This window comes from Bacillus sp. Brlt_9, from assembly GCF_051948935.1.
Taxonomy (GTDB): Bacteria; Bacillota; Bacilli; order Bacillales; family Bacillaceae_G; genus Bacillus_A.
Window position 1 is genome coordinate 460,763 of sequence record NZ_JAYJLO010000004.1, and the last position, 26,134, is coordinate 486,896.

24 protein-coding genes and 1 pseudogene are annotated in these 26,134 nt (G+C 33.8%); 10 read left to right on the forward strand and 15 right to left on the reverse strand.

The annotated features are described in order from the left end of the window. Positions 1–25: 25 nt before the first annotated feature. From VF726_RS18890 to VF726_RS18900, 3 genes are all read right to left on the reverse strand, one after another. Entirely contained in the window at positions 26–1,003 is a 978-nt protein-coding gene (locus VF726_RS18890; protein WP_440171096.1) for an agmatine deiminase family protein, read from the reverse strand. A gap of 423 nt (positions 1,004–1,426) precedes the next feature. Beyond that, the gene (locus VF726_RS18895; RefSeq protein WP_440171098.1) at positions 1,427–2,584 is read right to left on the reverse strand and encodes an agmatine deiminase family protein; all 1,158 of its coding nucleotides are present in this window, start codon (positions 2,582–2,584) and stop codon (positions 1,427–1,429) included. Positions 2,585–2,870: 286 nt separating this feature from the next. Beyond that, the gene (locus VF726_RS18900) at positions 2,871–3,998 is read right to left on the reverse strand and encodes a serine hydrolase domain-containing protein (protein WP_440171100.1); all 1,128 of its coding nucleotides are present in this window, start codon (positions 3,996–3,998) and stop codon (positions 2,871–2,873) included. 260 nt (positions 3,999–4,258) lie between these two features. Between VF726_RS18900 and VF726_RS18905 the strand changes: the two genes are divergently transcribed. Next, positions 4,259–4,489, forward strand: a complete 231-nt coding sequence (locus VF726_RS18905; protein ID WP_440171102.1) for a hypothetical protein — start codon at positions 4,259–4,261, stop codon at positions 4,487–4,489. A gap of 110 nt (positions 4,490–4,599) precedes the next feature. On the opposite strand, the gene VF726_RS18910 is transcribed toward VF726_RS18905, so the two are convergent. Further along, positions 4,600–5,814, reverse strand: coding sequence for an MFS transporter (locus VF726_RS18910; RefSeq protein WP_440171104.1), 1,215 nt, complete (start codon positions 5,812–5,814; stop codon positions 4,600–4,602). A gap of 99 nt (positions 5,815–5,913) precedes the next feature. On the opposite strand from VF726_RS18910, the gene VF726_RS18915 reads away from it, so the two are divergent. Then, positions 5,914–6,756: a LysR family transcriptional regulator gene (locus VF726_RS18915; RefSeq protein ID WP_440171107.1), complete on the forward strand. Its 843-nt coding sequence runs from the start codon at positions 5,914–5,916 to the stop codon at positions 6,754–6,756. Between the two features lie 2 nt (positions 6,757–6,758). Further along, entirely contained in the window at positions 6,759–7,268 is a 510-nt protein-coding gene (locus VF726_RS18920) for a DUF3916 domain-containing protein (protein WP_440171109.1), read from the forward strand. Between the two features lie 226 nt (positions 7,269–7,494). Here VF726_RS18920 and VF726_RS18925 read toward each other — a convergent pair whose 3' ends face one another. From VF726_RS18925 to VF726_RS18940, 4 genes are all read right to left on the reverse strand, one after another. Then, the gene (locus VF726_RS18925; protein ID WP_440171111.1) at positions 7,495–8,439 is read right to left on the reverse strand and encodes a glycerophosphodiester phosphodiesterase; all 945 of its coding nucleotides are present in this window, start codon (positions 8,437–8,439) and stop codon (positions 7,495–7,497) included. 348 nt (positions 8,440–8,787) lie between these two features. Then, on the reverse strand, positions 8,788–9,384 hold the full coding sequence (locus VF726_RS18930; protein ID WP_440171114.1) for a hypothetical protein: 597 nt from the start codon (positions 9,382–9,384) through the stop codon (positions 8,788–8,790). Further along, on the reverse strand, positions 9,385–11,691 hold the full coding sequence (helD, locus tag VF726_RS18935) for an RNA polymerase recycling motor HelD (RefSeq protein WP_440171117.1): 2,307 nt from the start codon (positions 11,689–11,691) through the stop codon (positions 9,385–9,387). 51 nt (positions 11,692–11,742) lie between these two features. Then, entirely contained in the window at positions 11,743–12,327 is a 585-nt protein-coding gene (locus tag VF726_RS18940) for a TetR family transcriptional regulator (RefSeq protein WP_440171119.1), read from the reverse strand. A 385-nt stretch (positions 12,328–12,712) separates the two neighbouring features. Between VF726_RS18940 and VF726_RS18945 the strand changes: the two genes are divergently transcribed. The 5 genes from VF726_RS18945 to VF726_RS18965 all read left to right on the forward strand — a co-directional run bounded on the left by VF726_RS18945 (position 12,713) and on the right by VF726_RS18965 (position 17,176). Beyond that, entirely contained in the window at positions 12,713–13,057 is a 345-nt protein-coding gene (locus VF726_RS18945; protein ID WP_440171121.1) for an ArsR/SmtB family transcription factor, read from the forward strand. An 18-nt stretch (positions 13,058–13,075) separates the two neighbouring features. Beyond that, a complete protein-coding gene (locus tag VF726_RS18950; protein ID WP_440171124.1) occupies positions 13,076–14,074 on the forward strand; it encodes an NADP-dependent oxidoreductase in 999 nt (332 codons plus the stop codon). Between the two features lie 178 nt (positions 14,075–14,252). Then, on the forward strand, positions 14,253–15,719 hold the full coding sequence (locus VF726_RS18955) for a protein adenylyltransferase SelO (protein WP_440171126.1): 1,467 nt from the start codon (positions 14,253–14,255) through the stop codon (positions 15,717–15,719). Between the two features lie 225 nt (positions 15,720–15,944). Then, a complete protein-coding gene (locus tag VF726_RS18960; protein WP_061131706.1) occupies positions 15,945–17,039 on the forward strand; it encodes a hypothetical protein in 1,095 nt (364 codons plus the stop codon). Further along, positions 17,039–17,176 carry a Phr family secreted Rap phosphatase inhibitor gene (locus VF726_RS18965; protein ID WP_071741755.1) on the forward strand — a complete coding sequence of 46 codons (138 nt, stop codon included), beginning with the start codon at positions 17,039–17,041 and terminating at the stop codon, positions 17,174–17,176. Before VF726_RS18960 ends, VF726_RS18965 begins: the two co-directional genes overlap by 1 nt. Before the next feature lie 74 nt (positions 17,177–17,250). Here VF726_RS18965 and VF726_RS18970 read toward each other — a convergent pair whose 3' ends face one another. The 6 genes and pseudogenes from VF726_RS18970 to VF726_RS18995 all read right to left on the reverse strand — a co-directional run bounded on the left by VF726_RS18970 (position 17,251) and on the right by VF726_RS18995 (position 21,832). Next, the gene (locus VF726_RS18970) at positions 17,251–17,850 is read right to left on the reverse strand and encodes an FMN-binding negative transcriptional regulator (protein WP_440171130.1); all 600 of its coding nucleotides are present in this window, start codon (positions 17,848–17,850) and stop codon (positions 17,251–17,253) included. A 134-nt stretch (positions 17,851–17,984) separates the two neighbouring features. Continuing rightward, positions 17,985–18,512 (reverse strand): annotated as a pseudogene (locus VF726_RS18975) (GrpB family protein). Positions 18,513–18,535: 23 nt separating this feature from the next. Then, positions 18,536–18,883, reverse strand: a complete 348-nt coding sequence (locus VF726_RS18980; protein ID WP_001172040.1) for a DUF4260 domain-containing protein — start codon at positions 18,881–18,883, stop codon at positions 18,536–18,538. A 12-nt stretch (positions 18,884–18,895) separates the two neighbouring features. Then, complete coding sequence (locus VF726_RS18985) at positions 18,896–19,864, reverse strand: bile acid:sodium symporter family protein (RefSeq protein WP_440171133.1); 969 nt, start codon at positions 19,862–19,864, stop codon at positions 18,896–18,898. A 4-nt stretch (positions 19,865–19,868) separates the two neighbouring features. After that, the gene (locus tag VF726_RS18990) at positions 19,869–21,260 is read right to left on the reverse strand and encodes an FAD-binding oxidoreductase (RefSeq protein WP_440171135.1); all 1,392 of its coding nucleotides are present in this window, start codon (positions 21,258–21,260) and stop codon (positions 19,869–19,871) included. A gap of 173 nt (positions 21,261–21,433) precedes the next feature. Continuing rightward, the gene (locus tag VF726_RS18995) at positions 21,434–21,832 is read right to left on the reverse strand and encodes a DUF2871 family protein (protein ID WP_000737904.1); all 399 of its coding nucleotides are present in this window, start codon (positions 21,830–21,832) and stop codon (positions 21,434–21,436) included. 255 nt (positions 21,833–22,087) lie between these two features. Between VF726_RS18995 and VF726_RS19000 the strand changes: the two genes are divergently transcribed. Then, positions 22,088–22,591 (forward strand): GNAT family N-acetyltransferase, encoded by a 504-nt coding sequence (locus tag VF726_RS19000; RefSeq protein ID WP_440171138.1) that lies wholly within the window; start codon positions 22,088–22,090, stop codon positions 22,589–22,591. A gap of 169 nt (positions 22,592–22,760) precedes the next feature. Next, positions 22,761–22,967, forward strand: a complete 207-nt coding sequence (locus tag VF726_RS19005; protein WP_270607512.1) for a hypothetical protein — start codon at positions 22,761–22,763, stop codon at positions 22,965–22,967. A gap of 51 nt (positions 22,968–23,018) precedes the next feature. Here VF726_RS19005 and colA read toward each other — a convergent pair whose 3' ends face one another. After that, on the reverse strand, positions 23,019–25,934 hold the full coding sequence (gene colA, locus VF726_RS19010; protein WP_440171141.1) for a collagenase ColA: 2,916 nt from the start codon (positions 25,932–25,934) through the stop codon (positions 23,019–23,021). Between the last annotated feature and the right edge of the window lie 200 nt (positions 25,935–26,134).

The window sequence follows — 26,134 nt, forward strand, 5'->3', positions numbered from 1 at the left end:
GAATACATTTTCTTATACTCTTATTTTAAAACCAATCAAAAATTTTCCTAACTGAAAATTCTTCATTCTGATTGTTCAATCTTTTCATTTTTGAAGGTAACAAATGATGAGGACAATACCACGTTAAACAATTTATTGCGCCTCCCATTGTCGATATTTCTCCTACATGAATTTGAATAGCTTGTTTCTCCGTATACTGTTGAATATGTCGTAAAACTTCCCTATCTTTAGCTAATCCAAACTTAGGAACGTAAATCGTATCACATGTTTCAAACATATTTATATACAACCCTTTTGCCGATGCTATTTCTTCATCATATTGTCCCTTTTCTGTATATGACGATGGAACAACTATAAATTTAGCTTCTGGCATTTGCTCTTGAATAATCTCTTGAACATTATATCTAAATTCATGATCCCCTAAAAAATCACTAATAAACATCGTATGTGCATCAATAAATTTAACCATTCCATCTGCATGTGCAAGTACGTCCCCTTCTTCAGCAGGAATAATAATAACTCGGCTCACATCTAAATCCCATTCTAGTTGCTCTATAATTTCTTCTTCCGTCCAATCATCATTATCATCAAATATGCGTTCCGTTAATATAACAGTATCTTTTTTATTCCAAATAAGATTTCCACCGTCTAATATCAATGGAGATTTCACATATTCAAAGTCGTTCTTTTTCAACCATTTATTAAACTGTTGGTCTAAATATCGCCCTTGATCATCTGGCAAATAATTTGGTCGATATTTAAATTTAACAAGATGATTCGTTACAACTGGCGCTACATCTCTTAGCCAAATATCATCATACTCAAAAAAGCTTGTATGAAAGTCTTGTTCTTCAACAGATAAAGAAATAAATTGATCTGTAGCTCCCTTTTTTTTATTTAAATTTTCATTAAAATAAATAAGTTCTTCATAAAACGGTTCATAATATTCATTTGATTCATCTGGTATCGCAGTAAAAATAATTCCCTTTTGTTTGTGTTCCATTTTCTTTCCCTCACTTTTTTATAATAATTAAGTAGCCAGCTCTTCCTCAATACTTTTCACTTTTCATTACAATTTTTAAAACGTGCACATTTCTTGAATGGATTATAGCACGGAGAAATATTATATATTTATATAAAAAATATAAAGCCGTCGTTAAGCCTTAAATTGGCTATTGACAAAGATTTAATATATACATATTTAATAATTGTAATGAACCCTATTTTCAAAAACCTCTTCCTTTTTAATCTATAAAATTATGAAAGTATACAGTTAAATGCTAAAATCATAAATCCAATCATTATGAAGCTAATTAAGATAATTTCTTTCAACACCTTTACTCCCTTTTATACAAATAAAAAAGAATGTCACCTAGCCAAAAGTTCGACTATGGGACATCCCTGCCGATAGTTATATTTCCACTTACTACTTCAAACTAACGGGTTGTTGTTGCGTCACACAATGAATCATACCGCCATTTTTATAAAGCTCTCTCACATCAATACCAACTACTTTACGATCTGGGTATAATTTCTGAATCGTATCGTTTGCGATTTTATCATTTGGATCATTATAATTAGGCACCAATACCACTGTATTCCCAATATAATAATTGATATATGCCCCCTTATAATCGAGAGTTTTTCCATTTTCTAATACAACTTTTTCTTTACTAAGCGGTAAGTATTCATACTTATATTTCTTTCCTGAAGCATTTTTTGCATCTAACAATGTATCCATATCTTTATTAGATAAACCCCATTCGGCTAGGTCATCTTCTTTCATCGTTACAATGGTAGATTTATTATGGAATTTAGCAAATCCATCAATATGAAAATCCGTGATATCTAAATTAGGTACTCCATCTAACCAAATAAAGTTTGACACCCCAAGATCACTTATATATTTTTCAATTTCTTTTTCCGATAAATCAGGATTTCTATTTTTATTCGTTACAGCACTCCGGGTTAATAAAGCAGTCCCGTTGCTGTCTAATTCAATTGCGCCACCTTCAAGGACAAATTTCCCCCAATCAATTCTTTCAATCCCTGCTTGTTTACTCACATTTTCACGTATACGAGCATCATTTTTGTACGGCGTTTTCTTTCCCCATCCATTAAATGCCGGGTCTAATATTTTTAAATTTTTATTCTTGTCATAAACAAAAATTGGTCCACTATCTCGTGCCCACACATCATCAGTAGGAGCGATAAAGAAATCAATTTTATCCATATTCAGTCCTTTGTCTGTTAAAAGCTTATTGATTCGCTCTTTCTCCTCCTCATCGTATGCAACAATGTGGACTTTCTCACCTTCAGTTAAGGCACTTGCCATCTTAACCCAAATCGGTTCAACCTCCCGCTTATACTCTTCACCATACGTGTATTCATGAGGCCATTGCAGCCATGTACCTTCATGTTTATCTGTTTCATCTGGCATCATATATTTCCCGGCGGTTTTCTGTACCTCTACTTTCTCCTCCTCTTTCCCTTTAGCATTTTCATTGTTCCCTTCAAAAGAACATCCACTAATAATCGCTGTAGATAATGTAGCTATTAAACAAAACTTTACTGCTTTTTTCATTTTTCTAACCTCCTGTTCGTTACTTCAATAATGTAAAGCTTCACATAGTGTGAAGCTCAAGTTTTTTATCGATGTAAAATTTCCCAATTGATTTTCCACATAAATTCAATACAAATAGATGAACTTCACGCAGCAACTTTCCTATATTTAACATCCATATCATTTAAATTCCTATACAAAATTATTCTAATATCACCCTTTCATAATTACTTCTTCAGCAAGCATAACTTTACGAAATAAAAAAATCGGTATTGATAATTACATATCAATACCGATTTTAAAATTATTATTTTCCTTCTATTAAATCATTCGCCATTTTCCTAAACTCTTGATTAAATGTATCATTCATACCATTTTGAACGTTAGAGAATAATATGACGAACGTTTTTTTATCCCAGTTAAAATTATTAAAAGTATTCCAACCTGCTAATACCCCGTGGTTATGATAATAATCTGGATACGTATAGAAACTAAATCCATATTTTCTTGCAGGTGATGCAGTAAACATATCTAATACACTTTGTTTAGAGAGCAATTTCCCATCCATAATAGCCTCATCTAACCTTTTCATATCTTCAACAGTCGTATACATCTCACCACACCCATACAACCAGTTCATTTTTAAGCGAGGTGTAGCTATTAACTCATTATCTTTTCTCGTATAACCTTCTGCTAAAAAAATATCTTCAGGGAGAGTTGCACCCATTCCAGATTCATGCATTTCAACGGGAGTAAAAATATTTTCTTTCACATATTCAGCGAGCGGTTTATTTGCTATCTTTTCTACAATATACGCAAGTACCATATAATTATAGTCTGTATATTTCCACCCTGTCCCTGCAGGAAATTGCAATTTTTGCGCTCCAATCCATGTTACTAACTTTAATCGTGACGCCGCATTCACCCTACCTTGCCCTTGATCTGGTAACCCGGACGTGTGTGTTAACAAATTTCGTAACGTAATGTTTTTATCTGCTGGAAACGATGGAATATATTTATTTACATTGTCTTCAATATTTAATTTACCTTTTTCCTTTAGCTGCATAATAGATATGGCAACGACTGTTTTCGTAATTGAACCAATGCGATATCTCGTTCTTGGCGTTGTTACTACTTTATCTTTTACATTCGCATACCCATAACCTTTTCGTAAAATTACATGGTCTTTACTAGCTACAAGAACGCTCCCATTAAATCCTTTATCTTTTAAATATTGATCTAGTTTTCCAGCTATAACTTCATAGCGCTGTTTCTCATTTGCATCAACTTCTTGCATACCGTCCTTTTGCTTACTATTTACATTAGAAAATGCCTTTATATCATATTTCTTACCTTTATTTGCATGTATTAGTGCAACGACACTCCCACAAAAAATAGCAAAAATAAAGAAAACAATTAACCATTTCTTTAGCATATTAGGAACCCTCTTTTATCTAGTTTCACTTAACGCGCATCCATTCTATTCTATATCTGTTAATTTTCAAATACTTATAATATTACCTATCTATTATTCACCTAATTAAACTAGATTCCTTTTTCTCACATTGAGTTTTTGGCTACTCTCTATTGTATTTCTTTCTTGCAAAATTTCCACCTTACAATCGGATACACTCTACTATAATTTCAACAGCTTATGTAACATTTGTTGCACATTATCAAAAAGGAGTTATAAACATGAAAAATACTGATAAACGCAATCGTTTAGATGATATGATGTTCCATTACAGAGTAACAAAAAACAACATAGTTTTAATTGAATATTATGGAAAACAAATTATGATATTAAAAGGAAATGATGCTGAAAAATTTATAAACAAAATAAATCATGCACATAACGATACAGAAATACAACTGATTATGGCTAAAGTTACAGGCAACTTCAAAAGAGGCAATGAACGGTATTGAAAACGAATCTCATTTATATTTTGATTATACAACATATAAAAAAAGAAATGTCGCTCATTCGGCATTTCTTTAGACTTTCTTCATAAAAAATTTACATTGCTAACTTTCTTTTATTTTTTATTTTTACGATATAAACTCACTGCCGAGATACTTAATAACATCACTATACACAACCACGCATACGTATATCCTTTCTCATCGACAATATAACCAAATAAAACTGGTGCAACAATAATCGCAATTTGATTGAATGTAAGTGCCAAACTAACTGTTATTCCCACAGATTCTTCACTTGCCAATTCAGTAACTTCGACGATAAAAAGACTAAACCAACCAATTGAAAAGAACCCTAACAATGCACTTACACCATACAATACTCCACTCGTTACTGTATGTATGCCCATGACTAACAATAGAATTAAACCGATAGAAGCACAGACAGCTATAAATAATGGCGTGCGCCGATTACTCTTATAAAACAAATCACTACTAGCTGCTAATACAACACGGCCAATCATTCCAGAGAAGAACATCACTGAAAATACTGTTCCAGCTACAATAGATGTAATAGATTGTTCTCTTACTAAAAATTTCATGAAGTGTCCAACTAACACCATTTGTAATGAAATCATGCAAATCCCCGTTATATATATTGGATACAACTCTTTTTTACGTATCACTACTTTTAGCTGCGTCCAAAAAGAAATTTTAATATGTTCTTTCCTTGCATCCTCATGAACATATGGCTCTTTATAAAACATAAAAAATAATAATCCTCCCATTATACAAATGCATGCCATACTATTTATTGCGTAAGTCATATTATATTGTATTGTAAAAAATGGGATTAGCACTCCCGCTAACGCGCCGCCAATCGGTATACCCACTTGCCTTATTCCCATTGCTAATCCACGATTTTCTTTTGGAAACCATTTTAAAATCACTTTACTTCCTCCTGGCTGGGAAACACTATAAAACATTCCTACGAATAAAAGTACAAATAACAGACCATTAAATCCCTTTACTATATTAGTTAGTAAAAACGAACTCCCTAGCAAAAATGAACTGATAGAAATTAACAATTTTTCATTATATTGATCAAGTAACTGGCCGACAAAAAGCATACAAAATAACGGTCCCACATTTACAACACTTACTAACAATCCACTCTCCATGTTCGTAAGTCCATACTCTTCTTTCCAAAATAAAGCGAAAGCTCCGACACCATATGTTATAAGTGTCGCTGTCGTTTGAGCAATCGTCGCAAACATTAACATAACCCACTTATGATTACTTTTCATCCTTTTTTCAATTAACACCATCATCCCTCCCCTTCCATTGTATGAAAGTTCTGATATCATATAAAATAAAGGTTCATCATATAATCCATCAAAAAAATTGATACCTTTTCGGAGGGAAGATGCATGGACATAAAAGATTTAACTGTATTTTACGAAGTTGCTAAGGAAAGTAATATTTCTCACGCTGCGAAAAATTTGAACTACGTACAATCAGGCGTAACAATGCGTATGAAACAACTAGAAAACGAATTAGGTGTACCTTTATTTTATCGTAACGGAAAAGGTGTAACTTTAACTTCTAATGGGGAGATTTTATTAACATACGCCAAACAAATTATCCACTTAATGGATCAATCTATAAAAGCGGTTCAAAGTAATGGAACTGATCCTAAAGGTACTTTAAAAATCGGGTGTACAGAATCTACAACCGCGGTAAGGCTCCCCTCTATATTAACGGCCTACTATGAGAAGTACCCAGAAGTCGAATTGATTTTAGAAACAAATACGACTGAACAACTAATTAGGCTTGTATTAGAACGAAAACTAGACGGAGCGTTTATAGCAGGATCTACTCACCATACTGAACTTCATACAAATGTATTTCGTGAAGAAGAATTAGTTCTCATTAGTAAAAAGCCTTTATCCTCTCTTAAAAATATAGAAGATATGAATTTACTCGCTTTTAGTCACGGTTGCTATTATAGAAGTTTATTAGAAGACTGGCTTCAAGAAGAAGGCATCTCGCCTAAACGTGTATTAGAATTTGGAACAATTGAAGCAATACTCGCCTGTGTAAAATCAAATATGGGCGTAGCAATTATGATGAAATCTATATTAAATGGTCATGCACATAACTTATCATTTAATCCTTTACCTAATAGATTCAAAAAAGTTCCTACTACTTTTATCTCTAGAAAGGATATATATCACTCAGCTGCATTACAAAAATTTATGGAGATGATTTAACAATGCGTGAAAAGAAAATACGTGGGATGAAGCGTAAAACAAACACAATGATAAAGCGAATTGAAGAACATACAAAAACTTTCCCTTCTACTTTCTATAACGATGAATATTGGTATATACCTTTACCAGTTTCCCAAGCTTTTATTGATTCGTGTAAAACGCCTAGAAAAGTAAAACGATTATGTATACAAACTCTATTAAATCAAGCAAACCATTTAATAAAAATTAAACCGCTTGATACACATACATATCGAGTTGTTGTTTTGATTTCTATAGAAAGTTTGTGGGATTCTCAAATCATTATATTTAAAAATGAGGGATACTTTCATAATTTCTTTAATAGAAATAGTGAATTTCAAAAATGGATTCCTCTTGCAAATGAATCTGATTTTTGGAAGGCATGGGAAATTTCAATTTGTCCTACTGCCCAAATGTTGCACTTTCAAGAAGTCATTTATGATGAGGATACAATCGTTGAAAAAAAGATTTGGTTTGTTGGAGAGTTATCTTAAAAGGGGTACCTTACTTCTATCATCTAGCATATTAGAAAAGGTATACCAATACATCGGTATACCTTTTCTAATATTTATCCCGCTTTAATGGGCAGTAAGATCCCCACCTCAAAATTCAGCGAAAGCAAAGAAGTTAGGTGGGGGTCGGGCTGCCCATTAAAGTCCGATTGGTTCAACTAATAATCAGTGGGGGATGAAGAAAACCCTCACTGATTAAAGTTTCACTTTATTTTTCTTTTAACACACTATGTAATCGATCTGGATAATTTGTAAACATTCCTGTAGCACCCCATTTAATTAGCAATCTCATATCTGGTTTCTCATTAATTGTATAAGGATGAATTAACAGTCCATTTTTCCTAGCCAATTTCATATATGACTCATCAATAATTAGTTCTCCGTTGTCATTACGTAAGTTCGGTCCAATACCAACTGCATATTTTTTAATTTCTTGAAAATCTTCATTCGTTACACTTTTCGGTTCATGTGTAATGCCAGACCATTCAACAATCTCATTGTTTTCATTTGGATAATACCAAAGCAGTTGAACTAATGGAATATTTTTATTCATACTATGAATCTTTGTTAAACTATCTTTACTAAATGATTGAATCATAACACGGCTAGAAGACATGTTTTGACCTACTAAATTATATTTATGTAACAGCGCTAACAACTTCTCTTCCATTCCTGGATACACATCTGGTGATTTTGTTTCAATGTAATACTTCATGCTTCTTCCGTACTTTTGGAAGATTTCTTCAAGAGTCGGAACCTTTTGACCAACATACTCTTGCTTAGCCTTTTCTGGATAAGCTTTATTGAACCAAGATCCTGCATCTAAACTCTTTATTTCATTTAATGTTTTATCTCGTACTTCACCTGTACCATTTGTAGTGCGGTCAACTACTGTATCATGCATTGCAATCAACTGGCCATCTTTAGTTAACTGAATATCTAACTCCAAATAATCCGCTTTCATTTTTTTCACAAGATCATAAGAAGCAAAAGTATGCTCAGGTGCATGTCCACTTGCTCCGCGATGTGCAATATTTAAAAATTTATTCGTATTCCATTCATGCTTCCCTTCTGCTTTTGCATGAACAGCTCCCCCAGCAAAGATACTTCCCGTCATAAAGAAAATAACGAACACGCTAATAATTTTTCTCATCCTTCTAACCCTTCCTACGTTGCAAATTTCAACAAGTTAATGAGATTTACACGAAATAGAAGATACACTTTCATTATTTTTATAAGCCTATATTAAAATTCCAATCTTACAAATATAATTCCCTTATGTTATTACTATACTATTTTTTCCATATCCCTCCTATTCACATGTAACTCCGTATTAATTACAGTTCATCAATAAAAAAAGCCATAATTTATTTAGAGGACACTTCTGTATCCCTAAATAAATTTATGGCTTATCTCAAATATCTCCGGCCTCGATTAACTTGTCGAAATTAATCATACCAAACCTATTAATATTTGTGAATATTTTTTAAATAGATAGTTTCTATGCTAAAGCAGCTGGCGGCATTAATTGCGGACCTTTTCCCATACGTGCCAACACCCAATTATCGTAATACCACATTTCCGTTTGACGACGACTCATCATATAATCCCAGCGTACTTCACGCTCAAATTCGATGATTTGTCCGTTGCCTCCAATTGTCACCCAGTTAAAATTCCCGTTATCATGCATCATTTTCACCCATAAAACAGTGAAAGTAACAGTTTCTCCTTCATCTTTATACTGTCTCGTTTGTTTTTCTATACGAAGTAAAGTTAAACCACTTGCATATTGTTGATCAACCTTTTCCATTACATCCATTGCTAATTTTTCAGCATCATCTTTATGAGGCAGTTTATTTAAGTACACTGGCATCATATTCGTATAACTTAATAAGCACTTACCATTTTGAGAAGTAATGGTTGTAATATGAGCACCACCATAATGTAGCGGCCCTTCTGCCTGATAGCGCTTGATGGAAACTTGTACACCATCACGTAATTCTTCATGCTCCCGTACTAACTTTACATACTTCGGAAGTGGTAATAACATTGACACTTCTTTACTACAATTTTGAATAGTATTATATTGATTCGCCATTTAACATCTCTCCTTTGTATATAATTCTTTTGGAACTTGTGTAAGAAATTCCGTTATCTCCCCGGCATAATAGACATATAATTCATGCATCGCCCTCGTACATGCTGTGTAAAACAAATTGCGTTCAGACTCTCTATAATAACTACCTTTAGAAGCATCAAATATAATAACAGCATCAAATTCTATCCCTTTCGCCAAGTAAGCAGGAATAACAACAACGCCTTTCTCATAAGTTGTATTCTCTTTTTGCATCAGATGAACATGTAATGTATCCCCTATTAGCTCCATAACTTTCATACATTCTTTATTCGTTCTACAAATAACGGCAATTGTTTTATAAACTTTTTCTTCTAACTCTTTCACCTTAAGCACCATATTCTCTACATGCTCTCGTTCATCACTTACTTTTATATAAACAGGCTTCTTACCATCCCTGTTAAAAGCTTGAATATCATTTCCATTTGGAATCATACACTTTGTAAACTCAATGATTGGTTTTGTCGATCGATAACTACGGTTAAGCTGGACTGTTTCCACTTTACGATTCGCAAATAATGTGGAGGTAAAATTCTTCTCTCTATTTTGATCATACGAAAAAATATTTTGATTATGATCACCAAGCAATGTCCATTTCGCCTTCGGAAATAATCTTTTTAGAAATGCTAATTGAAATGCTGTATAGTCTTGTACTTCATCAATGAATACAAACTTTACAAGATGATTCGTTTTAAAACCTTCAAGTAATTCTTTTAAAAATAAATACGGCGTGGCATCTTCATTTGCTAGCTGTTTATTCTTCAAACGTTTCACTGTCTGCTTACATATATTTCCCCAGCAATCTGGTACGAAAATATCTTTCTGCATACTTTCAAATAACTGCTGAAAAATCGCCGGATGATTTACAAAAGTGAACTTTTTTACCCTTCTACGTAACGAACGAAAATGTTTTTTCACTACATATTTCGTTAATAACTCATGTTCCTTCTCATAATAATCAAATTGATTATCCTTCTCTAATTTTTCATATATGCGATTGTAATCTTCTTTATTTAAATACTGAATTTCTCGTTCCACCCAGTCTTTTTTCACTTCTATCTTTTCAAATGCATGTAACTTCCGAAGAATCCATTCCATTGTAAGTTGCATTCGATTCGGTATAGCAATAGACATATCTAAACTATAAAAATACGCACATATTGATTTTGCCTCTATGAGTACTTCACCTTTACATGTAACATCATGAAATTGTAAACCTTTTTCACTTAAGCTTCGCGCGTATTTCTCAAGTAGTCCCATAAATTCAACCGAAGATTTATATTGAATGCCTTTCACTCTATTTTCATACGTACTTTCATGCTTTTTCGTTAAAACGTATTCTAACTGCGCAAATGAATCTTCTACAGTAAAGCTTCTTCCAATCATATGTTCCACATACGCTTGAAAAGTCGTTTGTTGCATATTTTCTTCCCCAAGCTCTGGCAAAACGTTCGCAATATAACTATTGAACAACTCATTCGGAGAAAACAGTAACATTTGATCCGCATGAACCGTGCCACGGTAACGATACAATAAATACGCAACACGTTGCAGTGCTGCTGAAGTTTTCCCGCTCCCAGCAGTCCCTTGCACAATTAACACATCACTTTTATCGTTTCGAATAATTTGATTTTGTTCCTTTTGTATTGTCGCTACAATACTTTTCATTTGTTCACTTGCATTTCTTCCAAGTACTTCTTGTAATAACTCATCACCTATTGTCACACCTGTATCAAACATACTTTGAATCGTTCCGTTTCGAATCATGTATTGACGTTTTAAAAGTAAATCACCTGAAATCGTACCTATGGGGGCTTTATACTGGGCCCTCCCTAAAGTGTAATCATAATAAAGGCTCGAAATAGGTGCCCGCCAATCGTATACTAAAAACTCATCATTTTCTTTATCATAAAAAGAGCCGATACCGATATACATTTCATCAGTATCCGCTTCATCATCTTCTTTAAAATCAATCCGCCCAAAATACGGCGTTTCTTTTATTTTCGTTAAAAGGTTATATTCATTTTTCGTGTGACGATGTATATGTTCTCTTTCAGCAAGAAACTCTGCCTCTTGCCTAATACTCGCCGCCGTTTCAACCGCTTCTTTAATATTATCTATATTTACTTTTACATCTTCCCAAAAGTTTTTTCTAATACTTACAATTTCAGACTTCACTGAGCCAACTCGATCATCCAGCTCTTTCAGTTCCTCGTCTACTTTTTCAATAACTACATCTACACGTTGTTGCTCTTCTTTATAATGACTCATATAATCTCCCCTTCTCTTACTATTTGAAAGCCTTATATGATACGTAACTTTTTACTTTTGAAAAATGCCACAGGCAACAATCTCCCACGACTTTTGAAACTCTTCGTTTATCCTCTCTTCTTTCCATCTCTCAGAAAAAGCAGGGTGATAGAACGATGAAAGTAACCTAAATAGCGTATGCGCTAAAAACAAACTATCTTGTTTTTCAATCTCATTGCGCTCTATTCCACGATTTATCACGTTCTCCAGTTGTCCAACTAATCTTTCTTCGTGCTTTTGAATCACCTTATTCTTTTGCTGCACTAACGAACTATTTAATGTAAATAACTCTTCGTTTTCAAGTAGCTCTCTCTTTTTAAGCTGAAATAAATGAAAGAACCACTCTTGTAAAATGATTTCCGTCTCTTCATCTTTTCCCGCAATTTGCTCAAGCTGATCTGAGTACTTAAGCAGCCACCTTTCTAAAATAGCATCGCGCAGCGTGGCCTTACTCCGAAAATAAGAATATAAAGCTGCATGACTAACATCAAGTGACTTCGCAATACTAACAAGAGTCGTTCTACTCCATCCGTACTTCATTAATTCTTTTTCAGCTGCATCTAAAACAACATTTTTCGTTAACGCCTTCTCTGTCATTTTTCTCACCGTCCAATTTATTTACATAATATTATTACAATAACAACTTACATTTTTTATTATTTGTAAGTTGAGTGCAAAAAAATACGATTTCAATTAGGTTATAAGATTAACATATCCTTTTTCAACTTACAATATTTTTATTTTGTAAGTTGAAAGCATAATAACAGTAGGCATTTCCTTATATAAAACAAATTCATTTGATTTTTAAATATAATCCAAAAGCTAATACATTTTTACAAGGCCATACTTTTTAACTTGTAATCATTCATTCGTCTCGATTTTCTTTCCCAATATTGCAGCTCATTCAACAATCATGTAGCATTATCGTATCGATGCAATGGTTCATCATCTTAAACCTTTCGACTAATTTTTTGGAGGTAAAGTGATTGAAATGAATAAACAAGAACAATTAAATATTATAAAAAAAGATTTTATTGATTCTCAAAAAGTATTATTGGCAATTGGCGATGAAACACGGCAAGCTATTTTGTTAGTTCTCATGGAAACAGAATGTCAAACCGGATTACGTGTAGGAGAAATCACGAAACAAACACACCTTTCTCGACCAGCAGTATCACATCACCTTCGGATTTTACGAGAAGCTGGTATTATTTTAATGCGAAAAGAAGGTACAAAAAACTTTTATTATATTGATATACGTACAAAATTAAGTGTATTAAAAAATCTTGTATTAGATATTGAAAAGCTATTACACAACTTTTATTGAAGTTTGGAGGTATAAGAAATGAAAGCAATGATAATTGATAAATACGGGAAAGTTTCAATGCGTATGGCAGAGGTACCTACTCCTGAAATAAATGAGCATGAAGTGCTCGCAGAAATTCATGCAGCTAGCATTAACCCAATCGACTTTAAAATACGTGATGGAAAAGTAAAGATGTTACTTAAATATGAAATGCCCCTAATCCTTGGGAATGACTTTTCCGGTGTTATCGTAAAGGTTGGATCAAAAGTGAATCGTTTTAAAGTCGGCGATGAAATATATGCACGTCCAAGAAAAAATAAGATCGGCACTTTCGCGGAATATATAGCCATTCATGAGGATGATATAGCTTTAAAACCAAAAAATTTTAGTTTTGAGGAAGCGGCGTCGATTCCACTCGTTGGCTTAACATCCTATCAAGCATTACATGACATTATGCACTTACAAAAAGGACAAAACATTTTAATTCACGCTGGCTCTGGCGGTGTTGGTACTTTCGCAATTCAGTTAGCAAAAATAATGGGCGCTACCGTTACAACGACTGCTAGTGAAGCTGGTTCCGATTTAGTAAAGTCTCTTGGCGCAGATGAAATTATTAATTACAAAATAGAAAAATTTGAAGAAATACTAACAAATTATGATGCAGTATTTGATACAATCGGCGGTACAACACTTGAAAAATCATTCAATATTATAAAAAGCGGTGGCAACATCGTTTCCGTTTCAGGAATGCCAAATGCTCGATTCGGTAAAGAATTTGGTTCCGGATTTTTTAAAACACTCTTATTTTCATTAGCAAGTAGAAAACTTACTGCACTTGAAAAGAAGCATAATGCGCAATATTCATTTTTATTTATGAAGCCAAGCGGAGATCAATTACGTACTATCGCAAATTACATTGAAACAGGTGAAATCAAACCGGTTATCGATCGAGTTTTCCCTTTTGAAGATGCGCAAAAAGCAATGGAATATTCAGAAGCTGGAAGAGCAAAAGGAAAAATAATCGTAAAAATAAAATAATAACAAAGACTCCATTCTCTTAAAATGGGGTCTTTGTATTTACTGTTAAATAGACATAGTGCAGTGAAGTCCTTACAATAGATTGCAAGGGGAAATATCATATTATACTTTTAGCTAACTTTACAAAGAATACATACGTACAAATACATAATAAAAAAATAAACAAGGAGGAGATAAAATGACTAAAAATAATGAAGCTGGTTGGAATTTAAATAATAGTTATACGACTCTGCCGCAATCATTTTATACAGAAATCCCCCCTACTCCCGTAAGTTCACCGGAGCTAGTTAAACTAAACCATTCACTCGCAATATCTCTTGGCTTTAATCCTGAAGAATTGAAAAAAGAAGTTGAAATTGCTGTTTTTGCTGGTAATGCACTCCCAGAAGGAGCTCACCCATTAGCACAAGCATATGCTGGTCATCAATTCGGACATTTTAATATGTTAGGCGACGGTCGTGCGCTTTTAATTGGCGAACAAATGACTCCTTCAGGTAAACGTTTTGACATTCAGCTAAAAGGTTCTGGCCCTACTCTGTATTCACGCCGCGGTGATGGTCGTGCTGCACTCGGTCCGATGCTACGTGAGTATATTATTAGTGAAGCAATGTATGCACTTGATATTCCGACTACTCGCAGTTTAGCAGTTGTTACAACTGGTGAACCAACCTATCGTGAAACAAAGTTACCTGGAGCAATTCTAACTAGAGTAGCAAGTAGCCATATACGCGTCGGCACATTCCAATATGCTGCAGCTCGTGGTTCTATCGAGGATCTTCAATCACTAGCTGACTATACAATAAACAGGCATTATCCAGAAATTGAGGCTCATGAAAACCGATATACTGCATTGCTACAAGAAGTCATAAAGAAACAAGCAAGTCTCATTGCTAAATGGCAACTTGTTGGATTTATTCACGGCGTAATGAACACTGACAACATAACAATTAGCGGAGAAACGATTGATTATGGCCCTTGTGCATTTATGGACAATTATGACCAAGGAACCGTATTTAGCTCCATTGATACACAAGGTCGCTACGCATATGGAAATCAGCCATATATGGCCGCATGGGACCTCGCGCGACTAGCTGAATCTTTAATACCAATCCTACACGAAGATGAAGAAGAAGCACTAAAGATTGCTCAAGATGAAATTTCAAAATTTAGCGTACAGTATGAAAACCTATGGTTCATTGGAATGAAAAAGAAATTAGGACTATTTAGCAACGAAGAACAAGATCATTCACTTATTGAGCAACTTTTAAAAATGATGGAGAAATATAAAGCTGATTACACAAATACATTCCGTTCATTAACTCTTGATACGTTAGAAAATACCCCTCTATTCGATAGCCCTGAATTTAAAGAATGGTACAAACTGTGGCAATCTCGATTAGAAAGACAAGAAGAATTGAAAGAAAATGCCTACGAAATGATGAAAAATAATAACCCATCCATCATCCCAAGAAACCATCGCGTAGAAGAAGCACTGGAAGCAGCTGTCACAAATGACGACTATAGCGTAATGGAAAAACTTCTTGAGGCTCTATCAAATCCTTATGCGTATTCTACAGATCAAGAAGAATACTGCGTTCCGCCTGCGCCGACGAATCGTCCTTATCGTACTTTTTGTGGGACTTGATTGTTTAATATGTAAAAAGGTGTGTTCATACAAATTGTGTGAGCACACCTTTTTTATACCCTCGCTTCTGCTCTTTCTTTACTCCAAAAACAAAATCCACTCTATTTCAATGAGCTTAATCACAACTCTACTATACAAATGTTGAGAAATATAAAACATCATTTCTAAATATTGTTATTTTTGATACTATATTTTATAAGAATATTCAAAAAGCGAGGGGATTTCATGAACGTTCAACTACAAGGCAATGAACAAATTACGAAATTATTTAATGATTGGTATAGAGTAATATTGAAACATCAAACTATTCAAGCAACAAAGATTAAAAATGATATTGAGGATAAAATCTCTAGTTCTGAAAAAGATACTAATCTACTATTGTATTATTCACTTTTTAATTTTAGATATGAAGTTTTAACGGATGGTTTAAATATTACTAAAGATGCTTTTAATAAAATTGATATTTATCCAGTACCCGAAAATAATTGTCTTGCTTATTATTATCACTTCTTTAAAGCCATTCATAGCACCATTCTTGCAGACTATAATGAAGCTAAAAATCACTTCGAGAAAGCTGAAAAACTTTTAAAATATGTACCTGAAGAATTAGAACTTGCTGAATTCAATTATCGTATCGCCTCTTTTTATTACCAAATATACAACCCATTATTAGCAATCAACTATATACAAAAAGCTAAAAAAGTTTTCTCTACACACTCAGGATATGAAGTTAATTTAGCTGCATGTGACAATGTTTTCGGGCTATCTTGTCTAGATTTAAGACAATATGAACAAGCTGAAGAAAGTTTTAACTCCGCTATCGATATTCTTAAAAAGAAAGGCGAAAAATCATTACTTTTACGTACAAGAAATAATATTGGTTTACTGTACGCAAATCAAAATCTTTCTTCTTTAGCAATTCGTCATCTATCCGAAGTTACTGAAAGTATGCCGAATCATTTTAAAGCTCTTTATCTGCAAGCAGATGAATATTTGAAATTAGGTGAAAAAGAATCTGCATCTCAATTTATTGAAAGAGGTTTATCCGTCTGTAACAAACTAGAAATTAAAGAATATCAATATCGATTTAAAATCTTAGACGAGCTTTGTAAAGAATCAAATACAATTGAAATAGAAAAAGTAGTTTTAGCAGGAGTTTCTTATTTCGAAACAGAAGAGTTATGGGAATGCATCGAAGAGTATACAGAAAGAATAGCAAATAAGTTTTATGCAGAAGAAAATCACTTCAAAGCAAGTAAATATTTTTATTTAAGCAATCAAGCACGTAAAAAATCATTAGCTAAAGGGGCGTTAAAATAATGAAAAAAATTGGTTTAGCACTATCGGCAGTAGCATTGACATTAATTTTGAGTTTTGGATTTAGTCATAATTCCAAAGATGTAGCCTTAAATAAAGGCGATACATGGTCTCCAGCATACGGGCTTAAACAAGCATAACAAAAATTCGTGCTAATTATTAGCACGAATTTTTAATTTATATAAATTAAACGCGCATATCCTTTATATAATCGTTAATCTTTCATCAACCCTGCAATCCCCCTACTCCCCTCACTACCAACTTTCTCAAGTTCCTCCACAACTAAATTCCGTCTCTCCACAGAATGATTTTGACTTAACTTCGCTTTTCCTTCTATTTTATTTATCTTTATTTTAAAGCCCACTATTCCCTTACTTAATCCTCCCATATAATTCGGGTCTACATCATTAAGTGAGTACGTACTCTGTGGATTTTCATATTTACGTACTAACTCTTGAAGAGAATCTCTTAATTCCTGTTCATCTTCAACAATTTCTAATTCACCGTATACATGCACTGCAACATAATTCCATGTTGGCACTGCATCCTTTGTTTCATACCATGACGGCGATATATAGCTATGTGGTCCTTGGAATACAGCTAATACTTCTTGATTCTCACTATCTTTCCACTGTTCATTCGGACGTGCGAAATGGCCATGTAAAGTTAGAGTCTCCCTATTTAATAACAACGGTAAGTGCGATGCATATGGTTCCCCGTTATGTTGAGAAAATAATGTCGCAAAGCTATTTTGTTCCATTATTTCATACTTCATTTCTTCATCTTGTATTGCGAAATATTTTGGTATATACATAAGTTCCCTCTTTTCCGATCTTTTATTTCTCATTATATTTAAGTATCGTAGCATTCAACAGGGCCAGTTTGTATTTCTTTTACAATGGCAGCTCTCAATTAAAAAAGAATAGGCCGCATATACTCAATGCGACCTTAGTTTATTTTTTCTAATATATTTGTAATAAATGCCGTCTTACCTTCACTATAACCCGCTCTATTTTTCGATTCTCTTGCTAATTCTTTCTTTAAACGTCCATATTCAACAGCAACATCTTCATGTTCACGAAGGTAATCTCGAAACGCTATATGTCTTCTTAACTCTTCGCTATTTTTGTCACACACATACAAATGATGTTCCATCCAAACTGTACTTTCCCCGTTCCATGGAACGAAAGCATCCTTTCTACCAAACGCCTCTCTCCCTTTGTAACTCCATTCTGCCTGATGATAGTATCCTATCGTTTCAATCCTTTTTACTACTTCAGGAAAAATCCCGTAATCTTATATCACTATATCAATATCTAATACTGGTTTTGCTGCAAGTCCTTTAATAGATGTACTGCCAACATGTTCAATGGATAAAATACTGTCTTCCATTACATCGTTAATGAGAGTTTGTAGTTTATTAAATTCACTTTCCCATTTGGTGTTATATTCTTCAATAGTAATTCTCTGTTTCAATATATCCCTCTTCCCAATACAATTTACAACCTTTGAATATGAGTATCCTTAAAATCAGTCTCATATTTCAATCCATATCCAAACATTCGATCCATTCCGATATGTGCCGTCCATATTAGGCCTATCATAATAACGGTATCCATCTTAAAATAAACACCTACTATAGCTATTAAAATGGATATAATATATGTGTGAAATATATTATAGATTTTAGCACCAATATGATTATTTATCCCATAAGCTAACATTGATAAATCCGGTGCTAATAGGAATATCCAAAATATAATCCAACTAAATTCATATAATGAATACATATAAATCGCGGCTAAGAATACAACTAAGCCTTCAAAATGTACAATACGTTTTTGCATTCTTTATCATTCCTATTTTTCTATATTTACCGATACATTTTCATCACTGAAAGTATTCTTTGCATTTTTTGACCAGATGGTTGCTAAAATCGGCCCTGCAATATTATGCCATACTGCTGCTAATACACTTGGAAGTGCCGCAGCTGGTCCAAAATGTGCGGTTGCTAGTGCAACACCTAAACCTGAATTTTGCATTCCTACTTCTATTGAAATAGCTCTTCTTGTCCCTTCATCTAGTCCAAGTACGAACGCTGTTATATATCCGAGTAAAAAACCGAACGCATTATGGAGCATAACCGCAATAAAGATAAGAAGGCCTGAAGAAGTAATGCTACTTACATTTGCGGAAACAACCGCTGAAACTATAATAATAATTGCTAATACTGATATTAAAGGAATAACAGTAATTCCTTTCGTAACAGTTTTAGGGAAAAACTTCTTCACCACTAATCCTAAAATAATAGGTAGGATAATGACTTGTACGATAGAAAGAAACATAGACATAGCATTCACTGGCATCCATTGTCCTGCAAGTAATAATAAAATAAGAGGTGTAGCAATGGGTGCTAGTAACGTTGATAATGACGTCATTGCAATAGACAACGCTAAGTTCCCTTTTGCTAAATAAACCATAACATTTGATGCAGTGCCACCCGGTACTGAACCGAGTAACACTAGTCCAGCTGCTAATTCAGCTGGCAGATTCATAACGTAGGCTAGTACGTATGCGACAAGTGGCATAATAATAAACTGAGCACATACACCGATAATAACTGGCAATGGTTTTGTAGCAATGATTTTGAAATCAACAGCCTTTAATGTTAATCCCATCCCAAACATGACAACCCCAAGTAAAATCGTTATGTAACTAGTTAATCCGAGAAATGGAGCAGGAATAAAATATGCAATAGCTGCAATACAAATAACCCAAAATGCAAAATACTTTCCAGCTATATTACTTATCGCTTCTAGTACTTTCACCCGATCAGCTCCTATCCTTTAATTGAAACACTTTATTCGGATTCAAAATATTTTGCGAATCAAGAGCTTTCTTTATTTTTTCCATTACGATTAATGCTGCCCCGTGTTCTTCTTCTTGATACTTCCTTTTTCCAATTCCGACGCCATGTTCTCCCGTACACGTTCCACCTCGTTTAAGAGCATATAAAACGATACTTTCATTTATTTCATCCGCCTTTTTCACTTCTTCTTTATCGTTTGGATTAACCATTAAGAGCACATGGAAATTTCCGTCTCCTACATGACCAAGAATGCCACCAACAAGACCATTCTTTTCTAATGTCTCTTTCGCATGTTGGATTGCACCAGCTAATTCTGAAATTGGTACACATACATCTGTACTCATAAGCTTTTTACCAGGATAGCTATGAACGTAAGAATATGCTAGATTATGCCGTGCATCCCATAATTTATTTCTCGCCGCAGTTTCCGTTTCAAAAGCAACTTCTTTACATTTATGATCAAAAACAATTTCCTTCGTAAATTCAATATCTTGCTTTAGCCCAGCTTCATTACCGTGAAACTCTAAAAACAGTGTAGGCTCTTCTCTGTAACTTGTTTCATTATAATGGTTTACTTGTTTCATAGATAATTCATCTACAAGTTCAATTCTCGCAATTGGAATACCCGCTTGTAGTATGTTAATAACAGCTTCTACTGCATCATTTATAGTTGGAAACGACGCTCTTGCAGCCATAACATGCTCTGGTATACCGTATACTTTTACAGTTAATTCCGTAAAACATCCAAGCGTCCCTTCTGAACCTACGAAAATACCATTTAAATGATAACCTGATGACGACTTCGCTGCTAAATTCCCGGTATGTATTACTTCTCCATCAGCAAGAACGACTTCTAAATCACGAACTTGATCACGCATTACCCCATACTTAACCGCTGTCGTTCCGCTTGCATTTGTAGCAGCCATTCCACCTAACGTTGCATCTGCTCCCGGATCCACACTAAAAAACAATCCATACTTTTTCAATTCTTTATTAAGCTGAGAGCGAGTCACTCCTGGTTGTACTCTCACTAGAAAATCTTTCTCTCTTATTTCAAGAATTTTGTTCATTAACGAAAAATCAACTGTAATCCCTTTTTCATAAGGAATTACGTGCCCCTCTAAACTGGACCCTACTCCAAACGGAACGACAGCTGTTCCGTGCTGACTCGCTACTTTCATTATCGCACTAACTTCTTCGGTCGTTTTCGGAAAAACTACTACATCAGGTAAACTACTAGCATGATAAGATTCATCTTTACTATGTAACTCTCTTACTGTCGTATTCACAACTACTCGATCGCCGGGAAGTACACCCTTTAATTCATTTACTAAACGCTCTATCGTTATTTCCATCTTATACTCTCCTACTTTCTATAAATTAGAATTACAAAATATGTTAACTATTTTATACATAATAATCCGAAAAATTAAATAATTCAAGTTTTACATGTACGAAATTCATTTACTTCTGTCAAAAAAAAACAAAAAGAACTTGCAATAAATATTGCAAGTTCTTTTCTAGAAAACTATATTTTAAATGACTTCTTTATTAACAGCATAAACCAAATTAAAGTAACTGCCATCAATGAATGAGAAAACCCAACAATATAAGTTAACCCTTTAAAGTCCGCTCCATTTAGCTGAAGAAGCCCTCTTGCAGCCAATGAACCTAACATTAAAATTAATGCGATATTATGTACAACAAACCACTTATTAAAACTTTTCGCTTCATGAAACGCGAATACTTTTGCTAATCCTAAAGCAATTAAAAAGAAGAAAAAGCCAAGTACAAGTGTATGTGTATGCAAAAGATTTAACAAAGTAGATCCTACAATCCCCTTATACTTTCCATACTCCCTAGCGAAAATTCCGGATAATAAACCGATAATCAAATACGTAAACGATGCATTATATAATTTTTTCATTATGTACCTCCTTGAGTAGAATGTGTAGTGTGTCATATTTAGTAATAATGATAGTTATATAGTAAAAACTCCTAGTTACCTAGGAGTTATTGTATAAGCATCTCACTCTTTACAATCAATCCTAATTATAAAATATCTCTTTATACAAAACAAACGAACTTTATGTGAACAAGCAGGACTCTATTAAAATATGTTGCGATTTCGTATTAGGCAATCCATACTAATTATTATAAATGTTAAAGGTGGTGCATTGGATTGATAGTTCTTGAAACTGAACGACTCGTTCTTCGCTGGTTTCATATAAAAGACGCTCCATTTATTCTTGAATTAGTAAACGATCCTGCATGGATTCAGTTTATTGGTGATAAAAGGATTAAAAACTTAGAAGATGCAAAAAAATACATCTTAAATGGACCAGTTGATATGTATAATAAAATGGGATTTGGTCTTTACTTAGTTGAACGAAAAGATGATTTCACTCCACTTGGTATGTGCGGACTTATTAAAAGAGATTCATTAGAAGATGTCGATATCGGTTTTGCCTTTTTAGAGAAATTCCGTTCAAAAGGGTATGGTTTTGAATCAGCTTCTGCTGTAATAGAATACGGTGTACAAAAGCTCGGACTGAAACGAATTGTAGCAATTACTACTATTGATAACATCAATTCAGGAAAGCTTTTAGAAAAAGTAGGATTTCAGTTCGAAGAGATCATTTCAGACTCTGGAGAAGATTTAAAGTTATTTGGGTATAACGCGTAAAAAAGGTCGCCATTCATGGCGACCTTTTTTACGCGTTATACTATAGTTTGCATCAATTCTTGTAATTACCAATATACCTTTCATATCACATTTTTGGTACTTTATAGAAATAAATCTTCCACTTGCGAATAAATTATATTAATATATTAAATAAAGGAAGTGAGAATAAATGGAACAACATGATATTAATTCTTTAGAACAACCACTATTTTTTCTAGTTCTTCAATTCATTGCATTTATATTAATCATTTGTATCGTATATGGAATCTTGTACAATACAGTATTGAAATTAAATATGCCTAAATGGACTGCACATATGGTAGCTACCGTATTTTCCATTGGTATCGCCTATCAAGCTTTTATAAATTTCATTTGAAATTTTTGTATAACGCATAAAAAAAGGTCGCCACTCACGGCGACCTTTTTACTATTTCACTTCTACCGTATAATTCCCTGTTCCCCCCCCATACTGATACACATGTAAATAATATTTTCCTGGATACGTGTAGTAACTTCCTACTAACTTATTCCCTTCTTGCTGTGCATACGTAACATAATTATTTAAATCCGCTTCAGAATAAAGAACCCAGTTTACTCCGATATTATTTTCCTTCGTTACATTAATTTGAAGGTTTTTCGCCGTTTCTATATTAATTTCAAAGAAATCACTCGTATCACCATTTCCTAAACTTGCGCGTAAAACTTGATTTAATTGTAGTTTATTTGCTGTTTGGAATGAGTTATTTGGCTCTTTTTCTACGCTGTTATCTTCTTTCTTTTGAACCGTTACATTCGTTGTAGCAGTATTCGTTAATCCTTTATCATCTGTTACTGTTAATTTCGCTGTATATGTTCCTTCTTTTGTATACACGTGAGTCGGATTTTGTTCATTACTTACAGTACCGTCACCAAACTCCCATTTATAAGCTACAATTTTTCCATCTTCATCTTTTGAACCATCGCTTTTAAATGAAATTGCTTCATTTACATTTCCACTATATGGACCATTTATAACCGCAACTGGCGCTTTATTCACAGCACCTTCTTCTGTATTAATACCATGGAATACAACGTCATATTCAAATTGTCCTGCTGCATTTACACGATAATTTACAAAATACGCTGTTACTGTTTTATAGCCTGTCCATTCTTTTGCACTTAAACGCTTTAACGTATCATTCACGTTTTGTGTAATTGTTTTCCAGTCTTCATATTCCCCTTTTGCAGTCGTACCTGTATACGTTCCTTGCAGTGTAAATGTATTAAAGAACTGTGATTTATTTTTCTTAACTGATACATTATTTAATTTTGCTTCTGCCGTAATTTCTGCCGCAATATCTGAAACTGGTTTCGGTGCGTGCGTTGCTAAATAATCATTTGATACTAACGGAACATTATACTTCTCACGGTTATCGACTAACATTTGCATATAATCTTGATACTCTTTATTTAAATTCGCATCTTTACTTAATGCAGAGCGGTATGCATCATATGCTGTTACATCATTTTTTCTAATAAGATCATGAACTTTGTCAAACATATCATATCTCTTATTGTACATGTACGATTGTAAAGCGAAGGAATAATTATAGAAATCCCATGTTCCATACTTTGCGTTTAACGTTCTCTCTGCTGTATAACGTTCTGCTGGATTTGAAGATATTCCTCCTATAATACTCTTTCTCGGAACAACATTATCTGTTCTCGTTGCACCTGCAAAAAACTCTGCATTCCCTTCTTCAAACCAAGATAATCTCTCATTCTCATACATCTTACCTTGTCCCCACAGTCCTGGCACTTCATATCTACCTTGTAAGTAATGCGTAAACTCGTGTCGGAACAATTCTTCTAAACTATAAATGCTTTCTTCTGGCGTACGTTCATAAGTAAAGAACGTACCTGTTCCTTCTATATAAAGACCGCCATTATTCGTTTCATATCCGTACAATTGACGGTTAAATTGATATTCAGCTGGACTATTGTAAATAACCATGGTTAATACATCATCAGGATTTCCTTTTTCTAAAGGTTGATCACTTTCAACCGTACGATGGAATTGTGCCTTCACTTCTTTTGCCGCCCAATATAGACGTTTTACTTTTTCTTCTGTCACTTTATCTCCAGCTTTTAAAACAATTGCCCCATCATCAAACGTATACGTTTTCGGCAAATACTTTTTCTTTCCATCTTCTCGTATTTGATCTAAATTCACAACATTTCCATTTGCATCTTTCCCGCCATAGTTCGTCGCAATTTGCTCAGCCGCTACGAAATATTGCTCTCCTAAATACGGATACATTTTCATTGCGTCTGTTACAACTTGCAATCCTTTCGTTCCTGTACTATGGAATGTACCGAGTCTACCTGTATAATAAATACCATTATTAATTAACCATCCATTCTTCGCTGTTACCGTTCCAATTAAGGCAAAACGACTTAATTCATTGACATAGCTATCAATTTTTTGGTACCACATTGTATCTTTCGGGGCTTTTCTCGTATCGTACAAATACGATTGAATATCGTAGTCAACACCTTGCATAATATCGTAAATCGCATTTCCAGCTGAAAGGTTGTCTACTAATGTAGCAAAATTTTCATTATATTGTTTAAAAATCTTTGCAGCTGCTGTTATCGTTTCCACATCACTCGAAGCATTTCCTATTAATTTTCCGTATGATGAAACAACCCTATTTTGTTCTAATGTACCGAGTTTGAAATTCGGGTTATTCGCAATTGTTTTTAATGCAGGTAAGCATTTATCATGATAGCTTCGCTCATTTAGTTTACTTAATTCTGCATTATAAAATCCTAAATAAAACCCTGATCGTAATACCTCTACTAAAGTCTCAATCCCTTTGGAATCATCTTTCGTATAAGCTTGTCCTTGCTGCTTCAATTTATCAATAATTGCCTGCATTCTACTATCATTTTGATAGAATGCAAGACTATCCTTATTAAACTGAAATAGACCAGTAATTTGCTCCCAATCTATTGTTACGAGTAAATCTACTAACTGCTGATTGCTCAATTGATTTAATTCAGCAATTGTGTAAGTTTTCACTGCAGCTAATTGCTTACTTTCTTTTTTGACTTCAGGAGGTCTTTGAGACAAATCAGCAAATTGTACCCTTTTCTCAAAAGACTTATTTTCAAGCACTTTTGATGAATGAGCTAATTCTTGCACTGGTAATTGCACACCAACTGGCTCCATTTTGAGAACGTTCCGATAAGAAACTTGCTCTCCCTTTGTACTTTCTGCCAATGTGCTCCCTTGGAAACTCCCTAACATTAAACTAGCAAAACTTACCCCTACTAACACTTTTTTTGAATAGCCTTTCATGCTCTCCCCTACCTTACATTTTTTAGTGTCCTGCACCATTATTTTACTATTCTTACTTTTTATTCTGTATTGAGAAAAAATAAGGGAACGTTCACACATGTATCCATGCCTAGCAAAATTAACACTTGACTTTATGTGCATTTTATATCAAACAAAGATAGATAATAGCGAATTTCCTGCTACATCTATCCTTGTTTTCA